Here is a 25585-nt window from a genome sequence, read left to right on the forward strand (position 1 = left end):
GCAGCCCGTCCTCCATCAAGGGCATCACGCGCCCGCGCACCAGGGACGTTTCAGCGTACAGGGGCTGACCCTTCGGGCCCGCGAGGCGCCCTACTCCGACTCATCCAGGCTCGCCATCGCCTTCCCGAGATACCCGAAGAGCTTCGGGTCCACCCCATGCCTCGCGTTCCCACCAGGCTCCCGCTGGTGCAGCGCGCGCAGCCAGGATTCGAGCCCGGGGTCGCCGCCAGTGAAGATTCGCACCAACTCCATCCACCGCTCGGCCAGGGAGCGCACCGAGGCATGCGAGGGGTCCGTGCCCCGGTCCATCTCCTCGCGGACGCTCGCGATGACCTGGGGCCACTCGGTCATCACCTCGTGCAGGGACGCTTCGTCCAGCACCTCGCCACGGGCCTCCCTCGCGGAGGCTTCGTGCTTCTCGAACATGGTCGCCACCTCATCCCGCCACGACTCGGCGGAATGACTGGCTACACCCTCACGTCACGTGAGGCGCAAGGGCTAGCGCTGCTCGTCGTCCGGTGGCGTACCGCCCGCGAGCCGCCGCAGCTTCGCGGCGAAGGGGCTCTCCTCGCCCGCCTTCACGGGCCCACCGGAAAGCCGCTGCCGGCGCGTCATGGCGAGCGCCCCCTCGGCCGGCCCCTCGACGGCTTCCTTCTCGTAGCGGTCCTGCCCACCCAGCGCGCGGCCCACGGGGCGGGCAGAGCTGATGCGTCGGTTCGTATCCACGGGCATGGCGGTACCTCCAGGAGCAGCGAGCCCCTTTCTACCCCACCGACGTGCCGCTCGCAGCCCCCGGGGGATTCGTCGGAGCCCCCCACGCCGCTTCCGGGTCCTCCAGCGTGGCGCCAATGTGGCGCAGGACACAGGCCACCAGGTCCACGTCGAGGAGGCGCGCGTCCCACGTGCAGGTGAGCGCGAGCTGCCGGCCCGGTATCAGCTCGCCCCCCTCCACCACGGGCACGCGCCGCACCGCGCCCGGGGCCAGCAGCAGGGGCACCCGTGTGTACGGCACCATGGCCACGTAACCGCGCTCCAGCCCCAGCGAGCCGAGGCTCGTCACCGCCACCGAGCCGAACGGGTCTCTCGGCATCCCCACCCACCGCAGGTCCACGTTCAGCGTGTACCAGACGAAGGAGAGCAGCCGCAGCGCCAGCCCCATGAGAATCCCAGGGATGCGGTACGAGCGGCGCTTGCCCCGCTCGATGACCGCGTCGCGGCGCGCTCGCACGTCGGAGATACGCGACTCCATCCCCTCCACGAACTCACCGAGCGACAGCGCATCCGCGCGGTGCACCGTGGCCGTGGTGAGGTCCGCGCGGCCCGTCTCCGCCGGCTGCACCACCAGCACGCAGACGCCCACGTCCCTGCGCAGGGAAGGACGGTTCCAGCGAAGGAGCACGTTGGCCTCGGGGTACTGGCGGAGCGCGTCCGCGGCGGCCTTGGCCACCAGGTGTGTCACCGTGAGGCGGCATCCGGTGCGCGCGCGGTACGCCTCGAGGTATGCGAGCGCCCGTTCCATGCGTACCTCCAGCGCCGCGTACGCGCTGGGGTCTCTTGGCGAGCGCCACGCGCCCAGCGCGAGCTTGCGGAAGGCGCCGGGCGGCGGCGCTGGCGTCAAATCGAGGTCCACGTCGGGGCCCGGCTTCGCACGGAGGGTGTGCGCCGTGCAACCGGGGCGGGCAACGTGCGCCTGCGCCGGGCGCCGTGTCCTGTTAGACAGGGGCCACCGGAGCCGACAGAGAGGCTCCCCCTTCCGAGGCATCCGACATGACGCCGTTCGCCCTGGCCCTGTCTCTCGCCCTCCACGCCACGCCGGCCGCCAAGGCCGCGCCCGCGCAGCCCCGTCCCGCCGACAAGAACATGACCTCCGCTGCCCCGAAGCCCGCCGCCGAAGACATCGCCACCGCCACCCGTGCCTGGCACGAGCAGCGCCTGAAGAACCTCCAGTCGGACGAAGGCTGGCTCACGCTGGTGGGCCTGTTCTGGCTGAAGGAGGGCGAGCAGACCGCCGGCTCCGCGCCGGAGAGCGACCTCGACTTCCCCGAGGGCACGCCCGCGAAGCTGGGCACCTTCACGCGCAAGGGGAGCACCGCCAGCTTCCAGCCGGCGCCCGGCGTCGCGCTGACGCTGGATGGGAAGCCCTTCACCGGGGGCGCGCTCAAGTCGGACGAGAATGGCGCGCCGGACGTGCTGAAGCTCGGCAGCCTGAGCCTCCAGGTGATTCTGCGTGGGGACAAGCTCGGCGTGCGCGTGAAGGACAGCCAGTCAGCGATTCGCAAGCAGTTCCACGGCATCCCCACGTACCCGGCGAGCGCGGCGTGGCGCGTCGACGCGCGCTTCGAGCCATCGGAGACGCCGCGCACCATCCAGGTGCCGAACGTGCTGGGCACCGAGGAGGCGATGAAGGTGCCGGGCACGCTGGTCTTCACGGTGAACGGCAAGGAGTACAAGCTGACGCCGGTGGAGGAGGGCGACAAGCTCTTCATCATCTTCGCGGACGAGACGAACCGCGACGCCACCTACGGCGCGGGCCGCTTCCTGTACGCGGATGCGCCGAAGGACGGGCACGTGGTGCTGGACTTCAACCGCGCCTACAACCCGCCCTGCGCCTTCACGCGCTTCGCGACGTGCCCCCTGCCTCCGCGAGGCAACCGGCTCGCCCTCCGCGTGGAGGCCGGCGAGAAGCGGTTCGGGGACCACTGAGCGCGCGATGAGAAATCACCAGCGCGTCACGGCCGGTTGGCTCCGGTAGATACGTACGTGCTGGTCCCGGGACATGCGTTCGTATTGGTTCCTGTAATACGTTTCGTATTACAGGAACCCGTACATGGTCTCCGTGGCGCAGCTCCTTTCCCTGCTGGGCCGTCAGGCCCTGGTGCCGGCCGATGCGCTGGCCCGCCAGTTCGGCGCCTCCGAGGCGGAGCTGGCGAGGCTCATTGTCGAGGCGGGTGACGCGGTCCTGCGAATCGGCCACGGTCCCGAGGCGCAATACGCGCGCACCCGTACGCTTCCTGCGCTGGGGACGCGGCTCCCCATCCATCAGGTGGATGAAGCGGGGCACGCGCGGAAGTACGGAGTGCTGCACCTGCTCGCGGCGGGCCGCCACTGGCTCGAACGCGAGCAGGGCGAGGGCGAGCTCTTCGAGGGACTGCCTCCATTCGCCGCGGACATGAGCCCGCAGGGCTATGTGGGCCGGAGCTTCACGCAGCGCTACCCGGAGCTGGGCCTTCCGGTCCGAATCACCGATTGGAACGATGACGACCGCCTCGTGGCCCTCGCGCGGCGGGGCGAGGACTGCGTTGGCAACTTCATCCTGGGTGATGAGTCGCTGAGCCGGTTCCTCGCGGAGGAACCAGGCCCCGTCCACCGCGACAGCTACCCGGAGCTGGCCCGGGCGTCCCTCGCGGGGCAGCCCGGCTCCTTGGCGGGAGGTGAGCAACCCAAGTTCCTCACGTACGCGGAGGGCCGTCACGTCCTGGTGAAGTTCGCGGAAGGCGATGACGGCTCGGCCTCGCGGCGGTGGATGGACCTGCTGACCTGCGAGCACCTCGCGCTCGAAGCGGTCCGCGCCGCGGGGATTCCCGCTGCATCCGCACACACGCTGGAAGTGGGTGGCTTGCGCTTCCTGGAGGTCGAGCGCTTCGACCGTGTCGGCGTGCGAGGCAGGAAAGCGCTGCTGTCGCTCGGTGCCATCGACGATGAGTCCTTCGGCCACCGCGATACGTGGACACGCGCGGCCCGGCGGATGCTCGAAGGCGGGCTCATCTCCGAGGAGGATGCCCGGCGCATGCGGTGGCTCGACACCTTCGGTCAGCTCACCGGCAACACCGACCGGCACTTCGGCAACCTGTCCTTTTTCGTCGAGGGCCCGAAGCAGTTCAGGCTCGCACCGGTCTACGACATGCTGCCCATGGTCTTCGCGCCCGTGGGCACGAATGTCATCGAGCGCATCTTCGAGCCGTTGCCGCCCACCCCGGACACCCTCGACGTCTGGCCCGACGCCGCCCGTCACGCGGTGGAGTACTGGACCCGACTCGCCCGCGAGCCATTGCTCAGCGACGCGCTTCGAGAGCACTGCGCACGGAATCGCGATGCGGTCTCGGTGCTCGCGCAACGAGCCTGACCTCACTTCCCGAGCCGGAGGATGAAGGCGTCGTAGTCCCCCTCCGGCGCCACCTTCCCGCCGCCGAAGTCCGTGGGCCCGCCGAAGGCTCCCACGATGACACCCTCTCCTTCACGCGTGACGGTGACGTCCAGCGCCAGGGCCGCCGTCGAGGGGAAGTCCTTCACCCACCGCAGCGTCCCGTCGATGCGGTCCAGCTTCGCCACGAAGACGTTGTCGAGCGAGCCCGCCGTCCCTGGCAACCCCCGGCTCCCCACGCGGTTGCCATGCACCGCGATACCCGAGCAGTCCCCGTCCTCCAGCGAGCGCGTCCACACCACCGCCCCCGTCTCCGCGCCGAGCCGCCGCAGCCCCGTCCGCGTCCCCGTGCTCGGGTCCTCCGGCGCTTCATCCGGCGCCGTGCCGCAGAAGTACGCCTCGCCCTGCTCGTCCAGCGCGACGCCGCCGCCCTGCGTGGACTCGGCCTCCGCGTGCAGCCACTTCAGCGTCCCGTCCGGCCCGTACTTCGCCAGGAAGGCCCGCAGCCCGTCCGCGTGCAACACCCGCCCGCCGAAGTCCAGGCGCCCCTCGAACAGCGAGCCGGACACGAACACGTTGCCCGCGCGGTCCGTCGCCACGCCATTCGCCAGGAAGGCGCCGTGCCCCTCCAGCGTCTTCGTCCACACCGTCCTCCCGGCAGAATCCAGCTTCACGAGGAAGGCCCCCTCCACCTTCGCGGGCGCCGCGCCCTCATTCGAGCGCAGCTCGGCGCCCCGCTCGCTCCAGCCCGCGAGCAGCACGTTGCGCTCGCGGTCCGTGCCCACCGCATTCACTGACAACAGTCCACCCCTGCGCCCCTGGAACACGCGCGTCCAGAGCAGCCGCCCATCCGGCGCATGCTTCGCGAGCACGACACCCGGCACCTCGGCATCTCCCGAGCCCAGCGGCCCCGTGCCGAGGTCCGCGCCTCCGGAGAAGAGCACCGTGGTGAGCACGTTGCCGTCCCTGTCGGACGTGACGGCCGAGCCGAGCTGATGGCCCGCGCCCCGGGCGAAGCGCACCCACGACACCGGGCCGCTCGCGCCTTCCGGCTGCCGCAGGGTGCCCAGCTCCTCCTCGTGCAGGGGAACTCCGTCCTCCTGCTGCGCCTCTCCGCACCCGGACAGCGCCAGCGCCAGCACCCACACCTTCGCCCGCATCCCGCTACCTCCCACCCGCACGAAAAGAAAATGCCGGCGGCCCGGAGAGAGCCGGGCGCCGGCGGGGCGAATGGGTGCACATGGCTCGCGAGGCCGGCCCCCTGTTCAGCAGGGCAGGCCCCGAGTCCCGCATCAACGGACGAGCGCACGGCGCCTCACCGTCTCACGGCGGAAGAGACACCCCGTCCGTCAGTGCACGGTGGGCGGCTGGTCCGACGCGGCTTCGGGCGCGAGCGGCGACTCCAGCCGCGGCGCGATGCCCTGGGACACCTGGCGCAGCAGCGCCTGGCTGAAGGCGGGCAAGTCATTCGGGTTGCGCGAGGTGATGATGCTGCCGTCCTCCACCACCTCGCGGTCCACCCAGCGCGCGCCCGCGTTGAGCAAATCGGTCTTGATGGAGGGCCACGACGTCACGGTGCGCCCGTCCACGACGTCCGCCTCCACCAGCAGCGAGCCCGCGTGGCAGACGGCGGCAATCGGCTTGTCCGCTCGGAAGAAGTCCCGCACGAAGCCCACCATGCCAATGTCCATGCGCAGGTGGTCCGGCGAGTAGCCGCCCGGAATCACCAGCGCGTCGAAGTCCTTCGCGGAGACCTCCTTCACGGCCTTCTCGGCCTTGATGGCCTCCTTGCCCTTCTTGCCCTTCAATTCCTTGCCCGCCTCCACGCCGATGATGACCGCCTCGTGCCCGGCCTTCCGCACGGCGTCGTAGGGGACGCGGAACTCCGAGTCCTCGAAGTCATTGGCCACGATGAACGCGATGCGCGCCATGGAATGTCTCCTTGAATCAATCTCGCGAGCTCGAATGCGATGTGCCCGTCCGGACAAGGTGCCCACGGTTCCGGTGCCGACCAATGCGGGGCGGACGGGCCTCGGCGGGGCCGCCCGCCTGTCCGCCCTCCGGGCCCCCGAGCTCGAACCTGGAGTCCCTCGGGCCGGTGCCCGGCGCACGAAGCAACCCAGGCCGATGACTTGGACGCCGGGAACAGGCCAACCCATGACGAGAACCCCAGGAGGGAGCCACACGTCAGGCCGACGACGTGAGCGCAAGGAGCGGGCCACGTCAGGCCCATGACGTGAACACAAAGAGGAACTGGCGCGCCCGCGCACGGCCTGACATCAATGCCGCATGCGTGCCTCCCGCCTGCTCCTCTCGTCCCTCGTGGTGCTCGCCGTGTCCGCGTCCGCCTGCCGCAAGAGCCAGGCCCAGGGCACCGCCTCTCCCCAGGACTGCATCCTCGTGGAGGACGGCTGGGGCCCCGACGGCACCGTGCCCTTCGACGTCGAAGTCGTGGCCGAGGGGCTGGAAGTCCCCTGGGGCATCGCCTGGCTGCCCGGCGGCGACGCGCTCGTCACCGAGCGACCCGGCCGCGTGCGCCTGCTCAAGGGCGGCGTGCTGCAGGCCGCGCCGGTCGCCACCGTGCAGACGACGCGCACCGCGGAGGGCGGACTGCTCGGCATCGCCGCGCACCCGGACTTCGCCAGCAACCGCCAGTTCTACGTGTACGTCACCACCGACGCGAGCGGCCACGACGAGAACCGCGTGGAGCGCTGGACGCTCTCCGAGGACCACACCTCGGCCACCTTCGACCGCGTCATCTTCGGCGGCATCACCTCCGCCACGTACCATGACGGCGGGCGCATCCACTTCGGCCCGGACGGCATGCTGTACGTGGGCACGGGCGACGCGCGCAGCCCGGACCGCTCGCAGGACCTCAATGACCCGGCCGGCAAGCTGCTGCGCCTGACGCCCGAGGGGCGGGTGCCCCAGGACAACCCCGTCCCCACCTCGCCCGCGTTCCTCACCGGCATCCGCAACCTCCAGGGCTGGGCCTGGAAGGACGACACCACGCTCTACGTCACGGACCACGGCCCCAGCGGCGAGACGATGCGCCGGGGCCATGACGAGGTGAGCGTCGCGCGGCGCGGGGACAACCTGGGCTGGCCCGGCATCTACTCGTGCGAGACGCGCCAGGGGCAGGTGACGCCGTCCCTCACCTTCAACGACGCCATGCCCCCGGGCGGCGCCGCGCTCTACACCGGCACCGCGATTGCCGAGTGGAAGGGCTCGCTCCTCGTCGGCACGCTGGGCTCGCGCCACCTGCACCGCGTGGAGTTCGCCCAGGACAACCCCGCGCGCGTGGCCCGTCACGAGGTGTACCTGCGCGACACGTACGGCCGGTTGCGGGAAGTCTCCATGGGGCCGGACGGCCACCTCTACGTCACCACCAGCAACTGCGACGGGCGCGGAGACTGCGGCCCGCGCAAGGACCTCATCCTGCGCCTGAAGCGCTGAAGGATTCCGCCAGGACAGGAGAAGCACTTCTGACACGGGCCCCGTGCACTGGCGCGTGGCTTCTGGAAGACTCCGGGCCGTGCACGTCGAGATGCCCCTGGTCATCGGGTTGATGGTGGCGGCCATCGTCCTGGCCGTCGCGGCCAAGCGCGCCAGCCTGCCGTACAACGTCGCGCTGGTCGTGGGAGGGCTCGTCATCTCCGTGGGGCACCTGCTGCCGGGGGTGCCGCCGCTCAACCCGGAGGTGGTGTTCCTCGTCTGTCTGCCCGCGCTCCTCTTCGAGGGTGGCATCACCGCGGACCTCTCCGGCATCCGCGCCAACGCGCTGCCCATCCTCCTGCTGTCCACGCTGGGCATGGTGCTGGCCATCGGCGCCACGGGCACCGCGCTGCACTACACCGTGGGCCTGCCCCTGTGGCCGGCGCTGCTGCTGGGCGCGCTGCTGTCCGTCACCGACACTGTCTCCATCCTCTACGCGTTCCGCCGCGCGCCCGTGCCGCCGCGCCTGTCCGGCATCATGCAGGGCGAGAGCCTCTTCAACGACGGCACCGCGCTGGTGGCGTACGCGGCCATCGCCAGCGTGGTGGCGGGGGCGGCCGCGCCGTCCGTGGCCACCATGAGCGCGCGCGTGCTGCTCGCCTCGGTGGGTGGCGGCGTGGTGGGACTGGCGCTGGGCCTGCTGGGCGGCTTCGTCATCCGCCGCATCGAGGACCCGCTGGCGGAAATCATGGTGACGACGGCGGTGGCGCTCTCGTCCTTCGTGGTGGCCGAGCAGCTCCACCTGTCCGGCGCCATCTCCGCCGTCGTCGCGGGGCTCGCGGTGGGCGTCACGCTGCGGCGCGAGGTGTCCCCCCAGAGCCAGGTGGCCATCCACACCTTCTGGGAGTACGCCACCTTCGGGGTGAACACCTTCCTCTTCCTCGCGGTGGGGCTCACCACGAATCCGGAGACGCTCAGCGGCTATGTGCCGGAGACGCTGGTGGCGGTGGCCTGCGTCTTCGCCGGGCGCGCGGTGGGCATCTACTTCCCCTTCCTGCTCCTGCGCTGGCTGCGCCCCGCCGAGGCCGTGCCCTTCCGCTGGCAGCACGTGTTCATCGCCGGCAACATCAAGGGCGCGCTGTCCATCGGTCTCGCGCTGGGCCTTCCGGAGGCCACGCCCGCGCGCGAGAAGCTGGTGGCCATCGCCTTCGGCGTCACGCTGGTGTCGCTGGTGGGCCAGGGGCTGATGCTCACCCAGGTGCTCAAGTGGCTGGGCCTCTTCCAGCAGGACGAGGTGGCCCTGTCCATGGCGGAGCAGCGCGGGCGCCTCATCGCCAGCCGCGCGGCGCACCAGGAATTGGAGGTGCTGCACGAGCAGGGGCTGGTGCCCCGCGCCGCGTATGACCACCTGCGCAGCGAGTACCAGGTCAACATCGCCCGCGCCGAGCGCGAGCTGCGGCGCCTCAGCGAGCAGCACCTGACGCAAGGGGCGAGGGACCTCATCTCCATGCGGCGGCGGCTCATCGACGCGGAGCGCACCGCGCTGCAGGGGGCTCGGAGAAACGGCCTCATCCCCGAGGCCACGGCGGAGCACATGCTGGCGCAGTTGGACGAGCGGACGCTCGCGCTGGAGAAGGTGCTGCACGGCGACACAGGGGACGCGAGCCACGGGAGGAAGGCGTCGTGAAAATCATCATCGCGGGAGGTGGCCGGGTGGGCAGCGTGCTGGCGGCGCGGCTGGTGGCCGAGCAGCACACCGTCACCGTCATCGAGAGGGACGCCGCCGTCTGCAACCGCATCTTCGAGGAGGTGGGCGCGGTGACGGTGTGCGGGGACGCCACCAACCCGCGCGTGCTGGAGGCGGCGGGCATCGCCTCGGCGGACGTGGCGGCGGGGGTGCTGGCGCGCGACTCGGAGAACCTCGCCTTCGCCATGCTGGTGCGCAGCACGTCCGGGGCGCGCGTCATGGTGCGCATGCTGGACACGAGCTACCGCGAGGCCTACCGGCTGGCCGGTGTGAAGGAGCTGGTGGCCGAGGCCGAGGTGGTGGTGGCGAAGATGACCACGGCCATCGACTTCCCGCAGGTGGCGGGCACGCTGCCGCTGGGAGACGGGGACACGCTGCTGTTCGAACTGGCCCTGCCGCTGCGCGCGCGGGTGGCGGGACAGACGGTGGCACAGGTGCGCGGCACGGCGGGCTTCCCTCGCGAGTGCGTCTTCATCGGCATGGTGGACCCGCAGGGCCGGGCGACGCTGCCGGAGGGGAGCACCGTGCTGCGCGCGGGGCACACCGTCATCCTGGTGTCGCGGCGCTCGCAGCTCGCGGCGGCGGTGGACTTCCTCAGCGCGGAGCCGCCGGTGGGCGAGCGCACGGGCTCGCTGCTGGCGGCCACGCTGCGCAAGGTGGACTTCCTCGCGCCGCTCAATGACGAAGAGTTGGAGACGGTGGCGCGCGGCGCGGAGCACCTGCATCACCCCGGGGGCGCGGAGCTGTTCCGCCAGGGCGACCCGGGGGAGACGTTCTTCGTGGTGTTGACCGGCGAGGTGAACCTGAAGGACTCGACGGGGCAGGTGGTGGCCACGGTGAAGCCGGGAGGTTTCTTCGGTGAGCTGGCGCTCCTGACGGGCGAGCCGCGCACGGCGACGGCGGTGACGGTCTCCGCGTGTGAGTTGGCGGCGGTGGGACGGGAGGACTTCCGCAGCGTCGTCATGGCGAACCCGACCGTGGCGCTGGAGATGAGCCGGATTCTGGGCGAGCGTTTGTCGCGCGCGCAGGGTGGGAAGCCGCAGAAGAAGCGGGGGTTGTTCGGGCGGTAGGCCTCAGTGCCGGTACTCCGTCCGCTCCGCCCCGTCCTTGCGCGGAGGAGGCGGCAGCGTCGGAGGTGACGGCGGTGGCTCGGGCGCCCCGTCGCCGTGCCGGTGGTCCTTGCGCAGGTCCTCCAGCAGGCGCTCCACGACATCCTCCGGAAGCGCCGCGGACTTCAGCACACGCGACACCGCCTCCAGCGCCGTCTCCAGCTCTCCCGCGAGCACCTCGCTGGCGCCGCGCTCTCGCAGGTCGGCGATGTCTCCCAGCCGCTGCACGCGCACCAGAATCGGTACGCTCGCGTGCAGCCGCCGGGCCGTGGACACCGCGCGCGCCGCGCCCACCGGGTCGTCCAGCAGGAGCACCAGCGCCCTCGCCCGGTGGATGCCCGCCTTCTCCAGAATCTCCGCGCTGGTGATGTCGCCGTAGTACAGCGACTCGCCGCGCCGCCGCGCCTCGGAGACGACCTCCGGGTCCAGGTCGATGCACACGTGCGGCACCTGGCTCTCCCGCAGTGCCCGCGTCACCAGTCGCCCCGCCGTGCCCAGCCCGCCGATGATGTAGTGGTCGCTCAGCCCATCGCTGTGCGACTCCTCCAGGTGGTGCGGGCCGTGCGCGCCGATGAGCGCCTCCAGCCGCTTGAGGTGCGCCGCCCCCGCCGCCAGCCTCGGGCCGAAGTGCAGCGCCAGCGGCGTCACCGCCATCGTCAGCACGCTCATGGTGATGAAGAGCCGCTGCTCCGCGTCGCTCAGCAGCCCCGCCTGCGCGCCCTCGTGCGCCAGCACGAAGGAGAACTCTCCAATCTGCGCCAGCCCCAGCCCCGCCAGCACCGCCACCCACGGAGGGAAGCGCATCACCATGGCGCTCACCGCGCCCACCAGCGCCTTCAGCACCAGCACGCCCAGCACCAGCACCGCCACCAGCAGCGGCCGCGCCATCAGCACCCGCACGTCCAGCAGCATGCCCACGGAGATGAAGAAGAAGCTGGAGAGCGTCTCGCGCAGCGGCAGCACGTCCGCCAGCGCCTGGTGCCCATAGTCGCCGTCCGCCAGGGCGAGTCCCGCGAGGAAGGCGCCCAGTGCCAGTGAGAGTCCCGCCAGCGCGGAGAGCCAGGCGATGCCCACGCACAGGCCCAGCACGGCGAGGATGAACACCTCGCGCCGCCGCGTGGCCGCCACGTCCTTGAGGAAGCGGGGCACCACCGTGCGGCCGAGCACCACGGTGGCCACCACGAGCAGCGCCGCCTTGAGGAGCACCCCGAGGAGCGCCGCCGCTCCGCCCCGCTGGCCGGCCAGGAGCGGAATCGCGAGCATCATCGGCACGACGCACAGGTCCTGGAAGATGAGGGCGCCAATGATGAGCCGGCCATGAGGCGCGTCCACCTCGTGCCGCTCGGTGAGCGCGCGCAGGACGATGGCGGTGCTGGACAGCGCGACGAGGAAGCCGAAGAAGATGCCCCGAGTTGGAGGGACGCCGAGCGCCGCCGCGCCCACCGACACGCCGAGCGTGGTGAGGCCGACCTGAAGGCCACCGCCCAGGAGCAGCACACGCCAGAGCCGCCGCAGCCTCGCCAGGGAGAACTCCAGGCCGATGCTGAACAGCAGCAGCACCACGCCAATCTCCGCGAGCACGGTGATGCGGGCCGCGTCGTGGACGAGCCCCAGGCCACCGGGGCCGATGAGCGCACCGGCCGCGATGAGCCCGGCGATGGTGGGCAGGCGCAGGTGACTGAGCGCGAGCACCACCGCCACGGCGACGCCGAGCACCAACACCAATTCCTGGAGGACCGCCGGAACCTCCATGGCGGAGGGCCCCCTCGTGCCCCGAGCGGGAGGCCCGCGCGTCCCTCACGCGCGACGCGGCGGAGCTCTCCCCTTCAAGGGGTAACACGCCCCGCGCGCGGAGCCCGCCCCGGGGGCAGCGTCCCTCGACTCGGGGGCAGGCCCGCAGGAGCGGAGCACCACCAGGGCTCAACCGCCAAGCTGCTTCAACAACCGCTCCGCCTGTTCGCGCACCGCACCGTCGCCGTGGGTGAAGGCCTGCTGCGCGTGGCGGACGCAGGCCGCCTTGTCCGTGGGGAACCAGGACACCGCCAGGTTCAGGTGCGTCACCGCGTCCCGCGGATGCGCCGTCAGCACCGGCTCCAGCACGGGCCGCACGCGGTCATGGGCCTGGTCCTGCAACAGCAGCAGGGCCAAATCGTTGGCGGGCCCCGGCTCCGTGGGCACCAGCGCCACGGCCTCCTCCAGCCGCTTCCGGGCCAGCCCCCGCTCCATCAGCGCGAGGTGCGTCTGGGCCAACGCCTGCAACGCCTGCCAGCTCTTCGGAGCCATCCGCAGCGCCTCCTCGAAGAGGCCCGCGGCCTCTCGGAACGCCCCGGAGCTCATCTCCGCCAGCCCGTGCAGGTACACGTAGTTGGCATTCGCCGGCACCAACTGCCGCAGCTCCATCACCGAGCGCTTCGCCGCGTCCGGATTGCCCGCCGTCAGGTACAGCCGGAACAAGTCCTCCAGCACCGAGCGCCGGATGCCGCCCTGCGCCTGCTCCAGCGCACGGACGGCCGCCTGGATGGCCAGCCCCAGCGCGCCCCGCGTGAAGTGCGCGCGCGACAGCATCAGCAGCGGCATGGGCTCCGTCGAGGCCAGCTCCGACGCCTTCTGGAAGTGCGCCACCGCGCCGTCCGCGTTCCCCTGCTGCAGGTGGATGCGGCCCAGCTCGAAGTGCACGTGCGCGCTGCCCGGCGCCACCTCCAGCGCGGACTCGTAGGCCGCGCGCGCCCCGGCCAGGTCGCCCCTATCCAAGAGCAGCCCGCCCAGGTTGAAGCGCTCGAAGTAGCCAGCGGTGGGCGCCGAGGCCAGCGTCTTGAGCGCCTCCAGCGCATCGGCGTCACCGGCCTGCGCGCGCAGCATGGCCAGGTGCGCCTGCGCCTCCGCGTGGTCCGGCTTCACCTTCAGGAGCCGCAGCGCGGCGGCCTCGGCCTCGCCCGACGCGCCGGTGCTCAGGTGCGTGCGGACGAGCCCCAGGAGACAGTCCACGTCGTCCGGGTCGACGGCGAGCCCCTTCTGGAAGCTCCTCACTGCCTCCTCGGGGCGCCCCTGCTGGAGGAACTGCCCACCTTCCCGTGCGTGCGTGGATGCCATGCGCCCGGGTCTACCATGGCGCACCGCCTCCACGCAGCCCGCCCGGCCTCCGCGAGGCCTTCAGGCCCTACCGCTTCAGCGCGGCCGTGGCGATGCCCGGCACCTTCAGCCAGGACGGCCCCAGCTCGAACTCCACCAGCTTGCGCGCCAGCTCGCGCACGCCCCGGTGGCCCGGCACCCACGGCGGCGCCGGCAGGTGGGTGAGCGGCGCGCGGACGACGGCCTTCTCGATGTCCTCCAGCATGAACGTGTTGTGCACCCAGCCCAGGCCGCTCTGGATGTCCTGGGGAGTCGAAGTCGGGTGGCCGCCCCACGGCAGCGACACGAGCGCGTACCCGGCGGCGGGCCACGTATTCACCGCCACCGTGCCGTAGCGAAGCTCGCGGATGGCGCGCTCCACGGCGGCGTTGACGCCCGGGTCCTTGAGAGACTTCGGGTGGACGATGAGCGTGGCATTCAGCGTGCCCCACACCTTCTCGTTGAGGAAGGGCACCACCTTCTCCAGGAAGGCCACCGGGTCATCCGAGCCGGGCAGCCCCGTCTCCGACAGCACCGTGCACCACGGCTCCTGCCGGAAGACGCGGTCCTGCGCCTCGCTCGGGTCCACGTCCGGAATCAGCGCGTAGGGCAGCTCGCCCGCGCTCGCGCTGCCCACGAGGCGCAGGTGCGCGCGCCCCTCGGTGAACTGCTTCCAGCGCTGCTCCGCGCCCGGGTAGTACGCGCGGCGCACCGCCGCCCTCCCCAGCCCGGTCTGCACGCCGTCCATCACCTGCGAGCGGCGCGCCCAGTCCTTCGGCTGCACCAGCAGCTTGGCCGAGTTGCAGTTGAAGGACGCGTTGTTGGCCACCATGCCGGCGATGTTGTCCGCCTGGAAGCGCAGCTCGCCGTCCGAGTACGGCCCCGGCACCACCACCACGGGGGAGATGTTGCCCAGCTCGCTGGAGAAGGGCTTGCGCAGCAGCGGCTCGTTGCGAGCGCGGCGCGCGTCCGCCTCGGGGCCGGGCGGCCCCCACACCAGCGCGTCGTGCGTCCTGTCGCTGCCGGTGACGTGCACCTCGTCCACCAGCGGGTGGTTGACGAGCGCCGAGCCCTCCTCCGTGCCGCCGTACACCACCGCGAAGACGCCGTGCTTCGCGAGCGGCGCGAAGGCCTGCTCCAGGAAGGGCCCGAGGTAGGCGTTGACGGGGTTCATCTTGAGCACGCACGCGGTGCCCTCGACGAAGAGCTTGTAGAGGCAGTCCGCGGGCGGAATCGAGTTCACGTTGCCACCGCCCAGCACCGCGCAGACCTTCCCCTCGTGGGGCTTGCGGTAGAAGGAGGCCTGGTGCTCGCGGAGGTTGGACGCGGTGACGCCGGGGAGGAAGTAGACCTCGCCCACGTTGCGCGGCAGGAGCATCCCGTCCAGCGTGTCCTTCGGGTAGATGCGCGCCGCGAGCCGCCCGTCCTCCAGCGTGCGCAGGTGCGAGGCGGGGATGTGCGGCACGCCGTGCTTCTCGATGTCCTTCAGCGAGTCCACCAGCAGGCGCATGTTGCGCAGCACCACCAGCGGACCGCCCAGCCACTCCTCGCCGGCCAGCGGGCTGTCCGGGTCGATGCCCTTGGCCTCGCAAGCGGCGCGGACGCCAGGCTCGGCGACAGAGGCGAAGGCGCGGCGCAGCGTCTCCAGCAGGGCGATGCGCTCACGCAGGCTCAGCTTCACCCAGGCGCGTGAGCCCTCCTTCACACGCTGCACCACCGAGTCGAGCGTGCTGCTGGGAGTGGCCTGAGGCACGGCGGCGAGGCTCATGTGCGACCTCCGAGGGGTGGGGAACTCCTCAAGTTAGAGGAGCCCTACCCTCGGCGTCACGGGCCCCGCGGGGCGATACGTCCTCAGGTGGGCAGCGGCTGGCCGAGGCCCTTGCGGAGCGCCTCGTCGATGAGGCCCTTCACCTTCTTCTCGGCTTCCGTGGAGCGGGCCTCCTGCTGCTCACCGAGCTTCTCCTGCTCGCGGCCCAGCGCCTCCTGCTGCTCGCCGAGCTTCTCCTGCTCACGGGCCAGCGCCTCCTGCTGCTCCTCCAGCGCCTCCCGCTGCTTGTCCAGGGCCTTCTCCTCGTCCTCCAGCGCCTGCTCCTTCTTTCGCAGCTCCGCCTCGCGGCGCTCGCGCTCGGCCTCGGGGAGGGAGTCCAGGCGCATCTCCTCCAGGTTGAGTCCGGCATGCTTGTGCGCGAGCTCGGCCTGCTTCATGCCCAGCTCGGCCTGCTTCATGCCCAGCTCTCCCTGCTTCGCGCCCAGGTCGCCCTGCTTCGCACCGAGCTCGCCCTGCTTGCCGCCCAGGTCGCCCTGCGCCTTGCCCAGCTCACGCGTGGGCTCGAGCGCCGTGCGCACGGCCTTCAGCGTGGACGGGTCGCGGATGATGAACGTCTCGCCCTTGCGGCGCACGTAGAGCAGCTCCTTGCCGGGCTGCTTGAACATGCCGGCGAGGTTCAGGTCCACCGAGCTGCCGTTCATCATCGCCATGTTGTCCGCCAGCAGCACGTAGCCGCTGTCGTCGTCATCGCCGAAAGCGTAAGGCACTGGCGGGACGGGAGGCACGGGCGGCACCGCGCCCATCGCCACGCGAGGAACGGGAGGCACGGGCGGCACCGCACCCACCGCCATGCGCGGAGCGGGCGGAGCCGGCGGCACGGGCACGGGCGGCGCGCCCGCGATGCGAGGAGCCGGAGGAACCGGGGGCACGGCGAGCGTGCGCATCACCCCCCCCCTCACGGGAGCAGAGGACGCACCATCCACGCCCGCCTTCGCGGGAGCAGCAGCCGGAGCCTGGGCCGCCTTCTGCGAGCCGCTGGCCGAGGTCGACGCGGGCGCGGGCGTGGCGCTCTTCGCCGGAGCCGACGCCGGAGCAGCGGGCTTCGCCTGCGCCGCCCCCGAGGACGTCCCGTCCTTCGCGGCGGACTCCTGCGCGACGACCTGGAAGGGCACCAGGGCCGCGAGGCCGAGGGCGGAGAGCGCCACCTTCAACAGGCGCCGGGACGAAGCGGGGACGACATCGACGTGCTCCAACATGCTCAACCTCCTGTGCAAAGCGTGAATGTGGGCGGACGCGCCCAGCGCGGCGGCGGTGCCGGCGCCTCGGGCGACACCGAAGGCAATCAGCAGCTCGCCGTAGTCGGCGGGCTCGGCGCCGGTGAGGCGGAGGGCCTCCGCGTCACAGGCCTCCTCCCGAGCCAGCGAGTATTCCCGCGCGGCCCGGCGCGCGAGCGGGTGGAAGAAGAGGAGCGCCTCCGCGAGCGCCGGCACCCAGCCGAGCCAGAGGTCTCCGCGACGCAGGTGCGCCAGCTCGTGCGCGAGCGCCATGCGCAGGGCCTCCACCGGCAGCCGCCGCACCGCCTTCGCCGGCAGCACCACCACCGGGTCCAACAGCCCCGTGGCCAGCGGGCTCGCCACGGACTCGGACACGAGGAGCCTCGGCGGGTGGCGCAGCTTCGCGGCGGCGGCGAGTTCCTGGACTTCCGACTCCAGCACCGGGTGCACGAGCGGACGCGCGCTCTGGCGCAGGCGCCGCATGCTGGCCCAGCCCTTCACGTGGCTCCGGAGCTGCCACAGCACGCCCGCGGTCCACACGGTGAAGAGCGCCCACGCGAGCACCGGGCCCCAGGGAAGAGCGCGCACCGTCGTGAAGAAGGACCGCGTGGTGGGCACGGTGACGACACTGGCCCGGTGCAGCGTGTTCTCGTGAGACGTGCCGACGACGACCGGCACCTGCGCCGGATACAGCGATTCACTCGTGGCGCGCACGGATGCAGACGTCCCCGTATGCGCGGCCTCGCCCGACACGGCGGCCTGGCCCATGGAGGTCTGCTCGGAAGCCACGACGTGGAGCACGGGCTCCACGACGGGCACCTCGCTCCGCGCGCCCTGCCCGTCCTCCGCGACCGCCGGAGCCTCGACACCCGGCAACAGCGCGGCGAGCGACGCGGGCAGCACCGGAAGCGGCACGGGCGGCAGCCAGCCCAGCGACACCACGAACTTCAGCGCCACCAGCCACCACAGTCCGGCGCGCAGCGAGGCCGGCATCCTCGGCCACGTCCTCGTCAGCGCCCACGCCAGCGCGGCACACAGCGCGCCCTGCCACGAGGCCCGCCACAGCCCCGAGGGCCACGCGGACGCCCACTCTCCCACGTGAGACAGCCAGCCCGTTCCCATGTGGCTACTCCTTCCGCTTCTTCGAGCGAAGCCGCGCCACCACGTCCTGGAGCTGCGCCAGCTCCTCGTCGGTGACGTCCTCCGCCTCGGACAGGTATGCGGCGAACGGCGACAGCGAACCGGACAGCTGCCGCTGCACGAAGTCCCCCACCACGTCCCGCAGCAGCTCCGACGCCGGCACCGGCGAGGCGTACTGGTACACGCCCTCCACCTTGTGCCGCGTCAGGTAGCCCTTCAGCCGCAGCCGCTCCATCACCGTGAGGATGGTGGAGCGCGCCAACCCCTGGGGCTCGCCGAAACGCTCGGCCACCTCGCCCACCGTGGCCGGGCCGAACTCCGCCACGTACCGCAGTACCACCAGCTCCTGGTCTCCTACCGGCTTCTTCATGCGACCGCCCGCGTGACGACAACTGTAGTCACCAAGCAAGGTACGCGTGACTACAGCCGTAGTCAAGTCGACGTGGGCAGGAGTGTCGTGCGGGTCGGAAGGGCACACGCTCGCCCGCAAAGCAGCGGCTTCAGCCCGGCTGGCAGCGGAAGCGGAAGTCGCTGGTCCCCGCGCGCACCTGCTCCAGGCGCGCGCGCACACGAGGGGCTACGGGCGAGCGCGGGAATGATTTCAGGAAGCGCTCCAGCCCGGCCTCCACTGAGTCGCGGTCTCCACAGGCGCAGGTGCTCCGGGTGAGCAGGTCCTCCATCGCGGCCACCTCGCGCTCCACGGCCTCCGTGTACGCGCGAGGGGACGTGGCCCAGAGACGCGTCCAGTCCCGGTAGAGGGACTCCAGCTGCGGGTGGTCGAAGGCGTCGCAGCCGCCGGGTGCGTGGTACAGCCGCGTCACGCCGTCCCGCGCGTAGGTGCGGCCGAGCAGCGAGAAGAACTCCCGGTCCACGTCCGTGCCCCGGCGCTTCGCCAGGGCGAGGAAGAAGCGCGGGTCGGGCCGGAGGTCTCTCGCGTCGTCATCCCTGACGATGAAGCCCGGCAGCGGCTCCGGCGGAGTCCCCGGTTCCTCCCGCAGCGCCCTCGCGGCGGCGAGGCCGGAGTCGAAGACGTGCTCCAGCGAGAAGCCCCAGCCCTGCTCGTAGCGCTCCAGCGTGTGCAGATAGTCCCCGCGCGCGTCCCTGGCCTCAGCGGCCCCAACGCTCGCGAGCAGTACACCCAGGAGCACCGCACCGTGAGCCTTCACCACCCACCTCGGCGCTGAAGGCCCGGTGACTCAGCGCTGGAAGTCCACGCCCACGCCGGCGCCCGCGGTGACCCCGGGCACGAGGGTCCCGTCCGGCTGCGGGAAGTGCACCGTCCCGCCGGAGCCCCAGGCATAGAAGTGGTTGAGGACACGCTGGCGCACCTCCAGGCCCAACGAGTAACGAGGCCTGTCCCCCAGCGCCGTCAGCATCGCGCGAGCCAGGACGCGCGTGCGAGCGCCTGGCAGCTCGAAACCCATGGACACGTCCAGGTCCGTGCGGCCAAAGCCGAAGTACTGCGCCGCCAGGCTGCCGAGCAGCATCAACTGGTCCGGCCCACCCTTGGCCATGCTCAGCTCCAGGTAGCCCGCGTAGCCCGACTCCAGCAGCTCATCCGCCAGCGGCACTTCCGACAGGCCCACGCCGGAGAAGCGCCCCAGCTCGTAGTCCGGACCGAATATGCCGAAGCGGAAGGTGCCTCCCTGCTTGCGCCCCTGCAGGGTGACGCTGAGCTGCGTGCCGCTCGACGTCTGTCCTTCCATGGCGATGCCGAGCAGCCCGCCGAAGTCCGGCGTATGCCCTTCCGAGAAGCGCGCGCCGCCCGCGAGCAGTGCCCACGTGCGCAGCCTATCGCCCTTGTAGAGCGCCACATCGCCGCCCACCGACGCCAGCGTCATCTTCGGCGACGTCCCACCCGCGCGGCCCGCCTCGTGCGCGGCGGACAGGCGCACCAGGTACCGGTCGAAGCGCTTCGTGTCGTCGCTGGCCATGCGGCCCAGGTCCAGCAGCGCCTCGCCCGCGAAGATGCGCGCGGCGAGCACGTCGCTGGCCAGCACCTCCGCGCGCACCGCGCCCTTGACGAACGTCACGGAGCCGCCCGCCGGGTGGTAGTCCGGCGACAACATGTTGCTGTAGCGATTCATGAGGTAGCCGCGCCCCAGCGTCTCCTCGGAGAAGCCCTCCACGCGCAGGAGGAACGGCCGGCCCTCCTGGCCGATGCGCAGCATGCGCACCACCTGCCCGGCGTCGCTCAGCTCGTCCCAGTCCTCGCGGCGCAGGTGCGCGCCGTAGTCCGTCTCCGTCTGCTTCGGCTCTTCATCAATCACGCGCAGGCGCAGGTTGGCGCCCAGCCGCAGCACGAAGGTCTCGCCCTTCGTCAGCCCCAGCGCCGGGTACACCCGCGCGAACAGGTCCTGCCCACCGCCCGGCGTGCCCGAGGGGAAGCTCAGCGCGCCCGCCTCCAACTGCGCGCTGAAGCCGAAGCCCTCGCCGCCGGTGTACGCGCCCGGCGGAGCGGACTCCTTCAGCCGCGCCTTCTCCACGGACGAGGCCTCGCCACCTCCAGAGGTCTCACCGCCTCCAGAGGACGACGACTCGTTGGGGACTTCCTCGACGGTGGAATTGGCCGAGGGTTCCTGGGTGGAAACGAGAGCAAGCAGAACGAAGAAGGGGGCACCAGTCATCGTCCCCCAACTCTACCCGGCCGCGCCGTCAGGCGAAGCAACCAGCCTGCGCAACGTGTGGGTGACACTGGGCCGCGTCGGCACACGCGTGCCCGCGGCGCCGCCACCCGAGCCGCTGGAGCCACACCAGGCCGTGCCCGCGGCGCCGCCGCCCGAGCCGCCGGGCCGCGCCTGCCTGCCCGCGGCCGCTCATGGCTCCGGTGCTGTCACTCGCGACGCCGTCAGGGTTGGGGCTCGGCTTCGGAGCGACTCGTCGGGGTGTCTTCCTGCTTGGTGTCGTCGCTGCGCGGCTCGCGGTCCGCGCCGGGCTCTTCCTGCACGTCCCACTTCTGACCATCGCCCGTCGTCACCGTGGTGTCGCTGCCGCTGCCTCCCGTGGCCTCGCCGTCATAGACGGTGGGCGCGCCCATGCGGTCCCTGCGCTCCTTGGCCGTCACGTCGGAGCTCTGGAGGGGACTCTCCCGGGCCTCCTCCTGCTCCTTGGCCTGCTCGCGCGCGGCGTCCTCGCTCGAGGAGCTGGCCGTACCCGCGCTGCCCGTCGCGCTGTCGTCCTCCCGCGTGTTCGCGGACTGGCTCGAACATCCGCAGAACGTGAGGACGGCCAGCGCGCCCATCAGTGGAAGCTTCATGGGGGAATCTCCTTGGCGAGAGTGGTCCTCCCGACAAGTTGGCGACCCCCGGAGCACGAACAACCCGACGGACAGGCCCGTGGACTCGGGCCCGTCCCCGAACGGGCGGGTGCACGGGCGCCCGTGGCCGGCGCGCTCGCCGCGATAGCTGGGGGCCTCAGCCGCTGGAGCGGCCGTCCTCCGCGTTGGTGGGGCAGATGGCGCGGTGCGGGCGCTCGGTGCCCGTGCCCACCAGCCAGCGGGACAGCAGGCGGATGCCGGAGGCGAAGAGGCCGTCCTCCGCGCGGTGCAGCGCCTCGAAGAGGGACTCGTCCAGCACGGAGTCCTCCGGGTCGATGATGAGCTCCTCGGGCTCCAACTGCTTGAGCAGCGGGCTCTGGTCGAACACCGTCTGCATCGGGTGACGGCGTAGCCGGTGCTGACCCGCGGCCGCCACGCCATTCAGCCAGTCCACGAGGTCGCCATCGGCGCGCGCCAGCACGCGCACGGGCGCCACGCCCTCGAGGCCCGCGTGCTCCGCCATCAACGACACGCGGATGCGGCGGATGGCGCGAGCCACCGCGTCGCCGGGCTCCTCCGCCTCCCAGCTCAGGTTCAGCTCCGAGTCCAACCCGAGGCTGCGGTTGGTGGTGTTGGCCGAGCCCAGCGTGAGGAACCGGTCATCCACCACCATCACCTTCGAGTGGATGTACGTGTACACGTCCGCGCCGCTCTGCGCGTCGCGCCCGGCGGAGCAGTACACGCCGAAGTCATGGCCATGCTCCCGCGCCACGCGCTCCAACGAGCGCAGCAGGCGCACCTGGGCCACGCCCATGGCCAACTGCTCGCGCAGCGCCTCCGGCTGCTGCGGCAGCACCAGCATGACTTGCAGCCGGCCGCGCCCGGGCTCGCGCATGCGCCTCACCAGGGACTGGTAGATGGCGCGCGAGGAGAAGTACTGGTTCTCGATGTAGATGAAGCGCTCGGCGGAGGCGATGGCGTCCAGGTACAGCGCGCGCACCTCCTGCACGGCTTCTTGAGGAGGCAACAGCGTCTTGCCGAAGGTGCGGCTCACGGCCACCGGCCCCGGAGGCGCCGGCACGCTCGCGGTGAAGGAGACGTCGTCGCGCATCACCTTCGGCAGCTTCAGCTCGCCGCCGCCCGAGTGCGCCCAGCGCGCCTCGAACAGCTCCGCGAGCTTGTCCACCACCGGGCCGGTGAGCACGGTCTGCACGTCATGATAGGGCCCGTGCGGGTCCCTTCCGCTGTCACAGCGCAGCGGCGAGCGCGCCGGGTGGTCCCGGTCATCCCAGCGGCAATCACAGACATCCATGCCGCCGGTGAAGGCCACCTGCCCGTCGATGACCACCAGCTTCTGGTGGTGCGCGCCGTACAGCGGGCTGGACGCGTCGAAGCGGAAGCGCACGCGCTCGTTCGTCGTCCAGTTGAAGATGAGGTGCTGCATCCACTCGCGCTCCATCGCGAGCAGCAGGCTGAAGTCCCACGCCAGCACGTACACGTGCAGCTCCGGGTTGGCGCGACACAGCTCGTCCAACATGGGCAGGAGCCTCGCCTCGCCGCGCGCCTCGCCGAGGTCATCACCTCGCAGCAGCGCCACGTCGCTGTCGAACTGCCAGCCCGTAATCGCGATGTAGCGTCGGGCCTTCTGGGCGGCCCGGTACAGCTCGCGGTAGTAGGAGCGCGCGTCCACCAACACGCCCGCGTCGCTCGTTTCCTCGACCGTCCAGCAATTCCTTCCGGGAATGATGATGCGTCTCACCCGTGAAACCCCTTGCCCTCCCCCACACGCCCTGGCGCCACGGGGTGGCGCATGTCCACCCGCGTCAGCCGACGAAGACGATGTGCTTGCCGGTGGCGAGCGTCATGTCCTTGGAGGACACCACCTGGGCCACCTTCTTCACCTCGCCGCCCACCGTGTCGAACGCGGCCGCGATGAGGTCCCCCAGCGTCACCTGCACCTGCCGCGCGCTCCGGCTCGCACCCTTCACCGCCCGAGCCGTCGTCACCTGCACCTGACGAGCCTTCCGACGGATGACCTGCCCACGCTGAGTCGTCTTCGCCATGATTCCATCTCCAAGGTTGAGGGTCTGCCTGTCCTGCCTTCAGCCCGCCGCCACCGCCCTGCACGCCCCTCTCTCAGAGCAACGCGCATGCCGAGAGCTAAACCCTTGGGACTACGAGGGCCGCCCGCCTGCCTGGCCCCTCTCAGGGACGGAAGTCCTGGCATTTTTTCAGTCCTGGCCCGGGGGGCCGGACGAAACGTCTTCAACCCGTCCGGAATCCGCCCACCCCAGCGCCGTGAAGGGCCCTGGGAGCGTCCCAGCAGCGCGCACCCGCTCCCACGCATGGAACGCCGCCGGGCGGTCCCAACACGCCCCAGCGGCCCCGAGGCGCGGGGCATCCTGCCCCACGCGTGAGCGCCCTCCGCCGGGAGTGGCGGCGACAGTCGCACATGGCGACTGCGAGAACCGCACGCCCGGCCTGCGGAACCCGCATGCGTGCCCGGCCGCACGCGGAGCTCGCACGACACGGCCGCCATCATCCGCGTGGCTCGCGCAGCCCACATGCACGACACGACCGCCCGATGTCGCACGCGTGGCGATGTCGCATGCTCGGCGATGACACACGCTCGGCTCGCGAAGCGCGTGTGCACGGCCGTCCGGCACCGGGTGCCGGAGCTCCGACACCCACGTGCATGGAACTCCGACACGTGACGTACGAGCCCTCCATGCCGCGGCGCGAAACACGGTAACACCTGCATCAACCCCCCACGTTTCTCGCCTGGACGCAACCCGGCTGCACGCGAGTGACTGTCACTGAATTCCCAGCCAAAGACAGCGCAACCCACCGACATACCCAGACATGCTTCACCCGTATCACCCGCAGGCCCGCCCCTCGCGCCGCGCGGCTCGTGTGAGCACGTCCACACAGAGGGGCCGAGTCATAAATACACCTGAGGGATACCCCTTAGTCACCTTGCCGGAAAATTACAGACATCTCAGGCAATTTGAAAATATTGGAAAAAGCCGGTTCAATGTCTCGCACTCCCCCCGAGGACGCACACGTATGGATTTGAAGACCCCCCCCGTCACATCCGCAACACTGCAGCCCATGGCCTACCAGGGCGTCGAGGTCATCGGGCAGTCCATCCTGGCCATCGTTAATGGAATGGAGCTCGCGCAGTCGCGAGCGCTGCGCATCCTGGCGGAGAACGGCATCACCCCGCTGAAGGCGGACACGTGGTACCCGATGCCGGCCCTGCTGAAGTCCTTCCAGCTCGTCTTCGAGAAGATTGGCCCGAGCACCGTGAGAACGATTGGCCGGAAGATTCCCGACAGCGCCCACTTCCCGCCGGACATCGACACGCTGGAGAAGGGCCTGCGCGCCGTCGACGTGGCGTACCGCATGAACCACCGCGGCAAGGGCGCCATCGGCGGCTACCGCTTCGAGCCCGTCGACAAGCGCAACGCGCGCATGGTCTGCGACAATCCCTATCCGTGCGACCTGGACCTCGGCCTCATCGAGGCCATCGGCGACAGGTTCCGTCCCAAGGATTCTCTCTGGGTGCGTATTGAACATGACCCCAAGAGTTGTCGGCGCCGGGGAGACGGTGCCTGCACGTACACCGTCAACTGGTAGCGCACGCCGCACGCCTTGACGCCCGCCCTGCTCCCCGCGGCGGGTGGTAGCGCACTGACACCTCCGCCTGGCCGGGGCGGAGCACCACAACCGTGAGGCCCCATCATGAAGGCCGTGCTGCAACACATCGCAGTCCGTGAGGCGCGGTTCGCCTCACATCCGTTCTTCTCCGACTTGAGGATGGACCGCCCGATTGAGCAGGTGATGGCCTTCGCGCCACGCCTGACATTCTGGGTGATGACGTTCCAGGACGTGCTGCGCCTCAACGCGCACTTCATCCAGGACGCGCACCTCAAGGCGCTCGCCACGCGGCACCACTCCGAGGAGAGCGGGCATGACCAGTGGTTCGAGGAGGACATCGCCGCGCTCACCGGTGGCTCGCTGAGCATCGGGACGATGTACGGCAGGGCCCACGCGAAGACGCGTGACGCGGCCTACGCCATCATCAGCGAGGTGTACCGCCCGGTGGATGACCGGCTGCGCATCGTCCTGCTGTGGGCGCTGGAGTCCACCAGCCACGTCTTCTTCAGCCGCACCGCCGTCATCTCCGCGGCGCAGGGCGCGGATGAACGGCTGAAGTACTTCTCCGACCACCACATGCAGGCCGAGGCGCAGCACGCCATGTTCGAACAGGAGCTGGCGGCGGAGCTGGAGGCCATGGAGCTGTCACCGGAGGTCCGCGCGGACGCGCTGGCCATGGTGGACCGCATCTACTCCGCCTTCGACCTGATGTTCGACGGGCTGCGCGTCAACCTGGAGCGCGAGCGCGCCGAGGAGCCGGTGGCCGCGAGCGCCGCGCCGCTGCCCGCGGCGGAGGCGCTGGATGCGGACGACGACGCCCACGACGTCGAGCTCGACGTGGACGTGGACATGACGGACGACGACGAGCCGGGCCCCCGGCGCCTGGACGTCTCCGTCCACCACCGCGCCGCCTGAAGCGAGCAGCACGCTGAAACGAGAACGCCGCG

The 25585-nt window shown here is 71.1% G+C and carries 22 protein-coding genes; 7 read left to right on the top strand and 15 right to left on the bottom strand.

Annotated elements, in window-relative coordinates; genetic code table 11:
• Nucleotides 1-90: 90 nt before the first annotated feature.
• The 3 genes from ACVTJA_RS47295 to ACVTJA_RS47305 form a co-directional block, all read right to left on the bottom strand.
• Nucleotides 91-426 (bottom strand): TipAS antibiotic-recognition domain-containing protein, encoded by a 336-nt coding sequence (locus ACVTJA_RS47295; RefSeq protein WP_465830815.1) that lies wholly within the window; start codon nucleotides 424-426, stop codon nucleotides 91-93.
• Between the two features lie 72 nt (nucleotides 427-498).
• Nucleotides 499-732, bottom strand: a complete 234-nt coding sequence (locus ACVTJA_RS47300; RefSeq protein ID WP_465830817.1) for a hypothetical protein — start codon at nucleotides 730-732, stop codon at nucleotides 499-501.
• A gap of 31 nt (nucleotides 733-763) precedes the next feature.
• The gene (locus ACVTJA_RS47305) at nucleotides 764-1630 is read right to left on the bottom strand and encodes a 2-oxo acid dehydrogenase subunit E2 (RefSeq protein ID WP_465830819.1); all 867 of its coding nucleotides are present in this window, start codon (nucleotides 1628-1630) and stop codon (nucleotides 764-766) included.
• A 137-nt stretch (nucleotides 1631-1767) separates the two neighbouring features.
• Here ACVTJA_RS47305 and ACVTJA_RS47310 point away from each other — a divergent pair, with 137 nt between their 5' ends.
• On the top strand, nucleotides 1768-2703 hold the full coding sequence (locus ACVTJA_RS47310; RefSeq protein ID WP_465830821.1) for a DUF1684 domain-containing protein: 936 nt from the start codon (nucleotides 1768-1770) through the stop codon (nucleotides 2701-2703).
• 124 nt (nucleotides 2704-2827) lie between these two features.
• Complete coding sequence (gene yjjJ, locus ACVTJA_RS47315) at nucleotides 2828-4123, top strand: type II toxin-antitoxin system HipA family toxin YjjJ (RefSeq protein WP_465830822.1); 1296 nt, start codon at nucleotides 2828-2830, stop codon at nucleotides 4121-4123.
• Nucleotides 4124-4125: 2 nt separating this feature from the next.
• Here the strand turns inward: yjjJ and ACVTJA_RS47320 are convergent, their stop codons facing one another.
• The gene (locus ACVTJA_RS47320; RefSeq protein ID WP_465830824.1) at nucleotides 4126-5301 is read right to left on the bottom strand and encodes a hypothetical protein; all 1176 of its coding nucleotides are present in this window, start codon (nucleotides 5299-5301) and stop codon (nucleotides 4126-4128) included.
• A 189-nt stretch (nucleotides 5302-5490) separates the two neighbouring features.
• On the bottom strand, nucleotides 5491-6072 hold the full coding sequence (locus ACVTJA_RS47325; RefSeq protein ID WP_465830826.1) for a type 1 glutamine amidotransferase domain-containing protein: 582 nt from the start codon (nucleotides 6070-6072) through the stop codon (nucleotides 5491-5493).
• Between the two features lie 358 nt (nucleotides 6073-6430).
• On the opposite strand from ACVTJA_RS47325, the gene ACVTJA_RS47330 reads away from it, so the two are divergent.
• The 3 genes from ACVTJA_RS47330 (at nucleotide 6431) to ACVTJA_RS47340 (ending at nucleotide 10393) form a co-directional block, all read left to right on the top strand.
• On the top strand, nucleotides 6431-7597 hold the full coding sequence (locus ACVTJA_RS47330) for a PQQ-dependent sugar dehydrogenase (RefSeq protein ID WP_465830828.1): 1167 nt from the start codon (nucleotides 6431-6433) through the stop codon (nucleotides 7595-7597).
• A 79-nt stretch (nucleotides 7598-7676) separates the two neighbouring features.
• Nucleotides 7677-9263, top strand: a complete 1587-nt coding sequence (locus ACVTJA_RS47335; protein ID WP_465830830.1) for a cation:proton antiporter — start codon at nucleotides 7677-7679, stop codon at nucleotides 9261-9263.
• Entirely contained in the window at nucleotides 9260-10393 is a 1134-nt protein-coding gene (locus ACVTJA_RS47340; RefSeq protein WP_465830832.1) for an NAD-binding protein, read from the top strand. Before ACVTJA_RS47335 ends, ACVTJA_RS47340 begins: the two co-directional genes overlap by 4 nt.
• A 3-nt stretch (nucleotides 10394-10396) precedes the next feature.
• On the opposite strand, the gene ACVTJA_RS47345 is transcribed toward ACVTJA_RS47340, so the two are convergent.
• The 10 genes from ACVTJA_RS47345 to ACVTJA_RS47390 all read right to left on the bottom strand — a co-directional run bounded on the left by ACVTJA_RS47345 (nucleotide 10397) and on the right by ACVTJA_RS47390 (nucleotide 23041).
• Nucleotides 10397-12184, bottom strand: coding sequence for a cation:proton antiporter (locus ACVTJA_RS47345; RefSeq protein ID WP_465830834.1), 1788 nt, complete (start codon nucleotides 12182-12184; stop codon nucleotides 10397-10399).
• Between the two features lie 168 nt (nucleotides 12185-12352).
• Nucleotides 12353-13522 carry a tetratricopeptide repeat protein gene (locus ACVTJA_RS47350; RefSeq protein ID WP_465830835.1) on the bottom strand — a complete coding sequence of 390 codons (1170 nt, stop codon included), beginning with the start codon at nucleotides 13520-13522 and terminating at the stop codon, nucleotides 12353-12355.
• A gap of 67 nt (nucleotides 13523-13589) precedes the next feature.
• Nucleotides 13590-15308: an aldehyde dehydrogenase family protein gene (locus ACVTJA_RS47355; protein WP_465830837.1), complete on the bottom strand. Its 1719-nt coding sequence runs from the start codon at nucleotides 15306-15308 to the stop codon at nucleotides 13590-13592.
• Between the two features lie 83 nt (nucleotides 15309-15391).
• The gene (locus tag ACVTJA_RS47360) at nucleotides 15392-17704 is read right to left on the bottom strand and encodes a M56 family metallopeptidase (protein WP_465830838.1); all 2313 of its coding nucleotides are present in this window, start codon (nucleotides 17702-17704) and stop codon (nucleotides 15392-15394) included.
• A gap of 4 nt (nucleotides 17705-17708) precedes the next feature.
• The gene (locus ACVTJA_RS47365) at nucleotides 17709-18092 is read right to left on the bottom strand and encodes a BlaI/MecI/CopY family transcriptional regulator (RefSeq protein ID WP_465830839.1); all 384 of its coding nucleotides are present in this window, start codon (nucleotides 18090-18092) and stop codon (nucleotides 17709-17711) included.
• Nucleotides 18093-18222: 130 nt separating this feature from the next.
• Nucleotides 18223-18888, bottom strand: a complete 666-nt coding sequence (locus ACVTJA_RS47370; RefSeq protein ID WP_465830840.1) for a hypothetical protein — start codon at nucleotides 18886-18888, stop codon at nucleotides 18223-18225.
• 30 nt (nucleotides 18889-18918) lie between these two features.
• On the bottom strand, nucleotides 18919-20349 hold the full coding sequence (locus ACVTJA_RS47375) for a hypothetical protein (protein ID WP_465830842.1): 1431 nt from the start codon (nucleotides 20347-20349) through the stop codon (nucleotides 18919-18921).
• Between the two features lie 221 nt (nucleotides 20350-20570).
• Nucleotides 20571-20978: a hypothetical protein gene (locus ACVTJA_RS47380; protein WP_465830843.1), complete on the bottom strand. Its 408-nt coding sequence runs from the start codon at nucleotides 20976-20978 to the stop codon at nucleotides 20571-20573.
• 157 nt (nucleotides 20979-21135) lie between these two features.
• Nucleotides 21136-22737, bottom strand: coding sequence for a phospholipase D-like domain-containing protein (locus ACVTJA_RS47385; RefSeq protein ID WP_465830845.1), 1602 nt, complete (start codon nucleotides 22735-22737; stop codon nucleotides 21136-21138).
• Nucleotides 22738-22801: 64 nt separating this feature from the next.
• The gene (locus tag ACVTJA_RS47390) at nucleotides 22802-23041 is read right to left on the bottom strand and encodes a chaperonin (protein ID WP_465830846.1); all 240 of its coding nucleotides are present in this window, start codon (nucleotides 23039-23041) and stop codon (nucleotides 22802-22804) included.
• Between the two features lie 1105 nt (nucleotides 23042-24146).
• On the opposite strand from ACVTJA_RS47390, the gene ACVTJA_RS47395 reads away from it, so the two are divergent.
• Both ACVTJA_RS47395 and ACVTJA_RS47400 read left to right on the top strand, forming a co-directional pair.
• The gene (locus tag ACVTJA_RS47395) at nucleotides 24147-24617 is read left to right on the top strand and encodes a hypothetical protein (RefSeq protein WP_465830848.1); all 471 of its coding nucleotides are present in this window, start codon (nucleotides 24147-24149) and stop codon (nucleotides 24615-24617) included.
• 105 nt (nucleotides 24618-24722) lie between these two features.
• Nucleotides 24723-25553, top strand: a complete 831-nt coding sequence (locus tag ACVTJA_RS47400) for a hypothetical protein (RefSeq protein ID WP_465830849.1) — start codon at nucleotides 24723-24725, stop codon at nucleotides 25551-25553.
• Nucleotides 25554-25585 lie beyond the last annotated feature (32 nt).

It is taken from the genome of Pyxidicoccus sp. M6 (genome assembly GCF_055568925.1).

Bases quoted from the DNA above. Each gene is read 5' to 3' on its own strand.
- yjjJ (WP_465830822.1), top strand. From the start codon at position 2,828: ATGGTCTCCGTGGCGCAGCTCCTTTCCCTGCTGGGCCGTCAGGCCCTG.
- ACVTJA_RS47355 (WP_465830837.1), bottom strand. From the start codon at position 15,308: ATGAGCCTCGCCGCCGTGCCTCAGGCCACTCCCAGCAGCACGCTCGAC.
- ACVTJA_RS47395 (WP_465830848.1), top strand. From the start codon at position 24,147: ATGGAGCTCGCGCAGTCGCGAGCGCTGCGCATCCTGGCGGAGAACGGC.
- ACVTJA_RS47300 (WP_465830817.1), bottom strand. From the start codon at position 732: ATGCCCGTGGATACGAACCGACGCATCAGCTCTGCCCGCCCCGTGGGC.
- ACVTJA_RS47350 (WP_465830835.1), bottom strand. From the start codon at position 13,522: ATGGCATCCACGCACGCACGGGAAGGTGGGCAGTTCCTCCAGCAGGGG.
- ACVTJA_RS47330 (WP_465830828.1), top strand. From the start codon at position 6,431: ATGCGTGCCTCCCGCCTGCTCCTCTCGTCCCTCGTGGTGCTCGCCGTG.
- ACVTJA_RS47320 (WP_465830824.1), bottom strand. From the start codon at position 5,301: ATGCGGGCGAAGGTGTGGGTGCTGGCGCTGGCGCTGTCCGGGTGCGGA.
- ACVTJA_RS47400 (WP_465830849.1), top strand. From the start codon at position 24,723: ATGAAGGCCGTGCTGCAACACATCGCAGTCCGTGAGGCGCGGTTCGCC.
- ACVTJA_RS47325 (WP_465830826.1), bottom strand. From the start codon at position 6,072: ATGGCGCGCATCGCGTTCATCGTGGCCAATGACTTCGAGGACTCGGAG.
- ACVTJA_RS47360 (WP_465830838.1), bottom strand. From the start codon at position 17,704: ATGGGAACGGGCTGGCTGTCTCACGTGGGAGAGTGGGCGTCCGCGTGG.
- ACVTJA_RS47375 (WP_465830842.1), bottom strand. From the start codon at position 20,349: ATGACTGGTGCCCCCTTCTTCGTTCTGCTTGCTCTCGTTTCCACCCAG.
- ACVTJA_RS47295 (WP_465830815.1), bottom strand. From the start codon at position 426: ATGTTCGAGAAGCACGAAGCCTCCGCGAGGGAGGCCCGTGGCGAGGTG.
- ACVTJA_RS47345 (WP_465830834.1), bottom strand. From the start codon at position 12,184: ATGGAGGTTCCGGCGGTCCTCCAGGAATTGGTGTTGGTGCTCGGCGTC.
- ACVTJA_RS47380 (WP_465830843.1), bottom strand. From the start codon at position 20,978: ATGAAGCTTCCACTGATGGGCGCGCTGGCCGTCCTCACGTTCTGCGGA.
- ACVTJA_RS47365 (WP_465830839.1), bottom strand. From the start codon at position 18,092: ATGAAGAAGCCGGTAGGAGACCAGGAGCTGGTGGTACTGCGGTACGTG.
- ACVTJA_RS47310 (WP_465830821.1), top strand. From the start codon at position 1,768: ATGACGCCGTTCGCCCTGGCCCTGTCTCTCGCCCTCCACGCCACGCCG.
- ACVTJA_RS47390 (WP_465830846.1), bottom strand. From the start codon at position 23,041: ATGGCGAAGACGACTCAGCGTGGGCAGGTCATCCGTCGGAAGGCTCGT.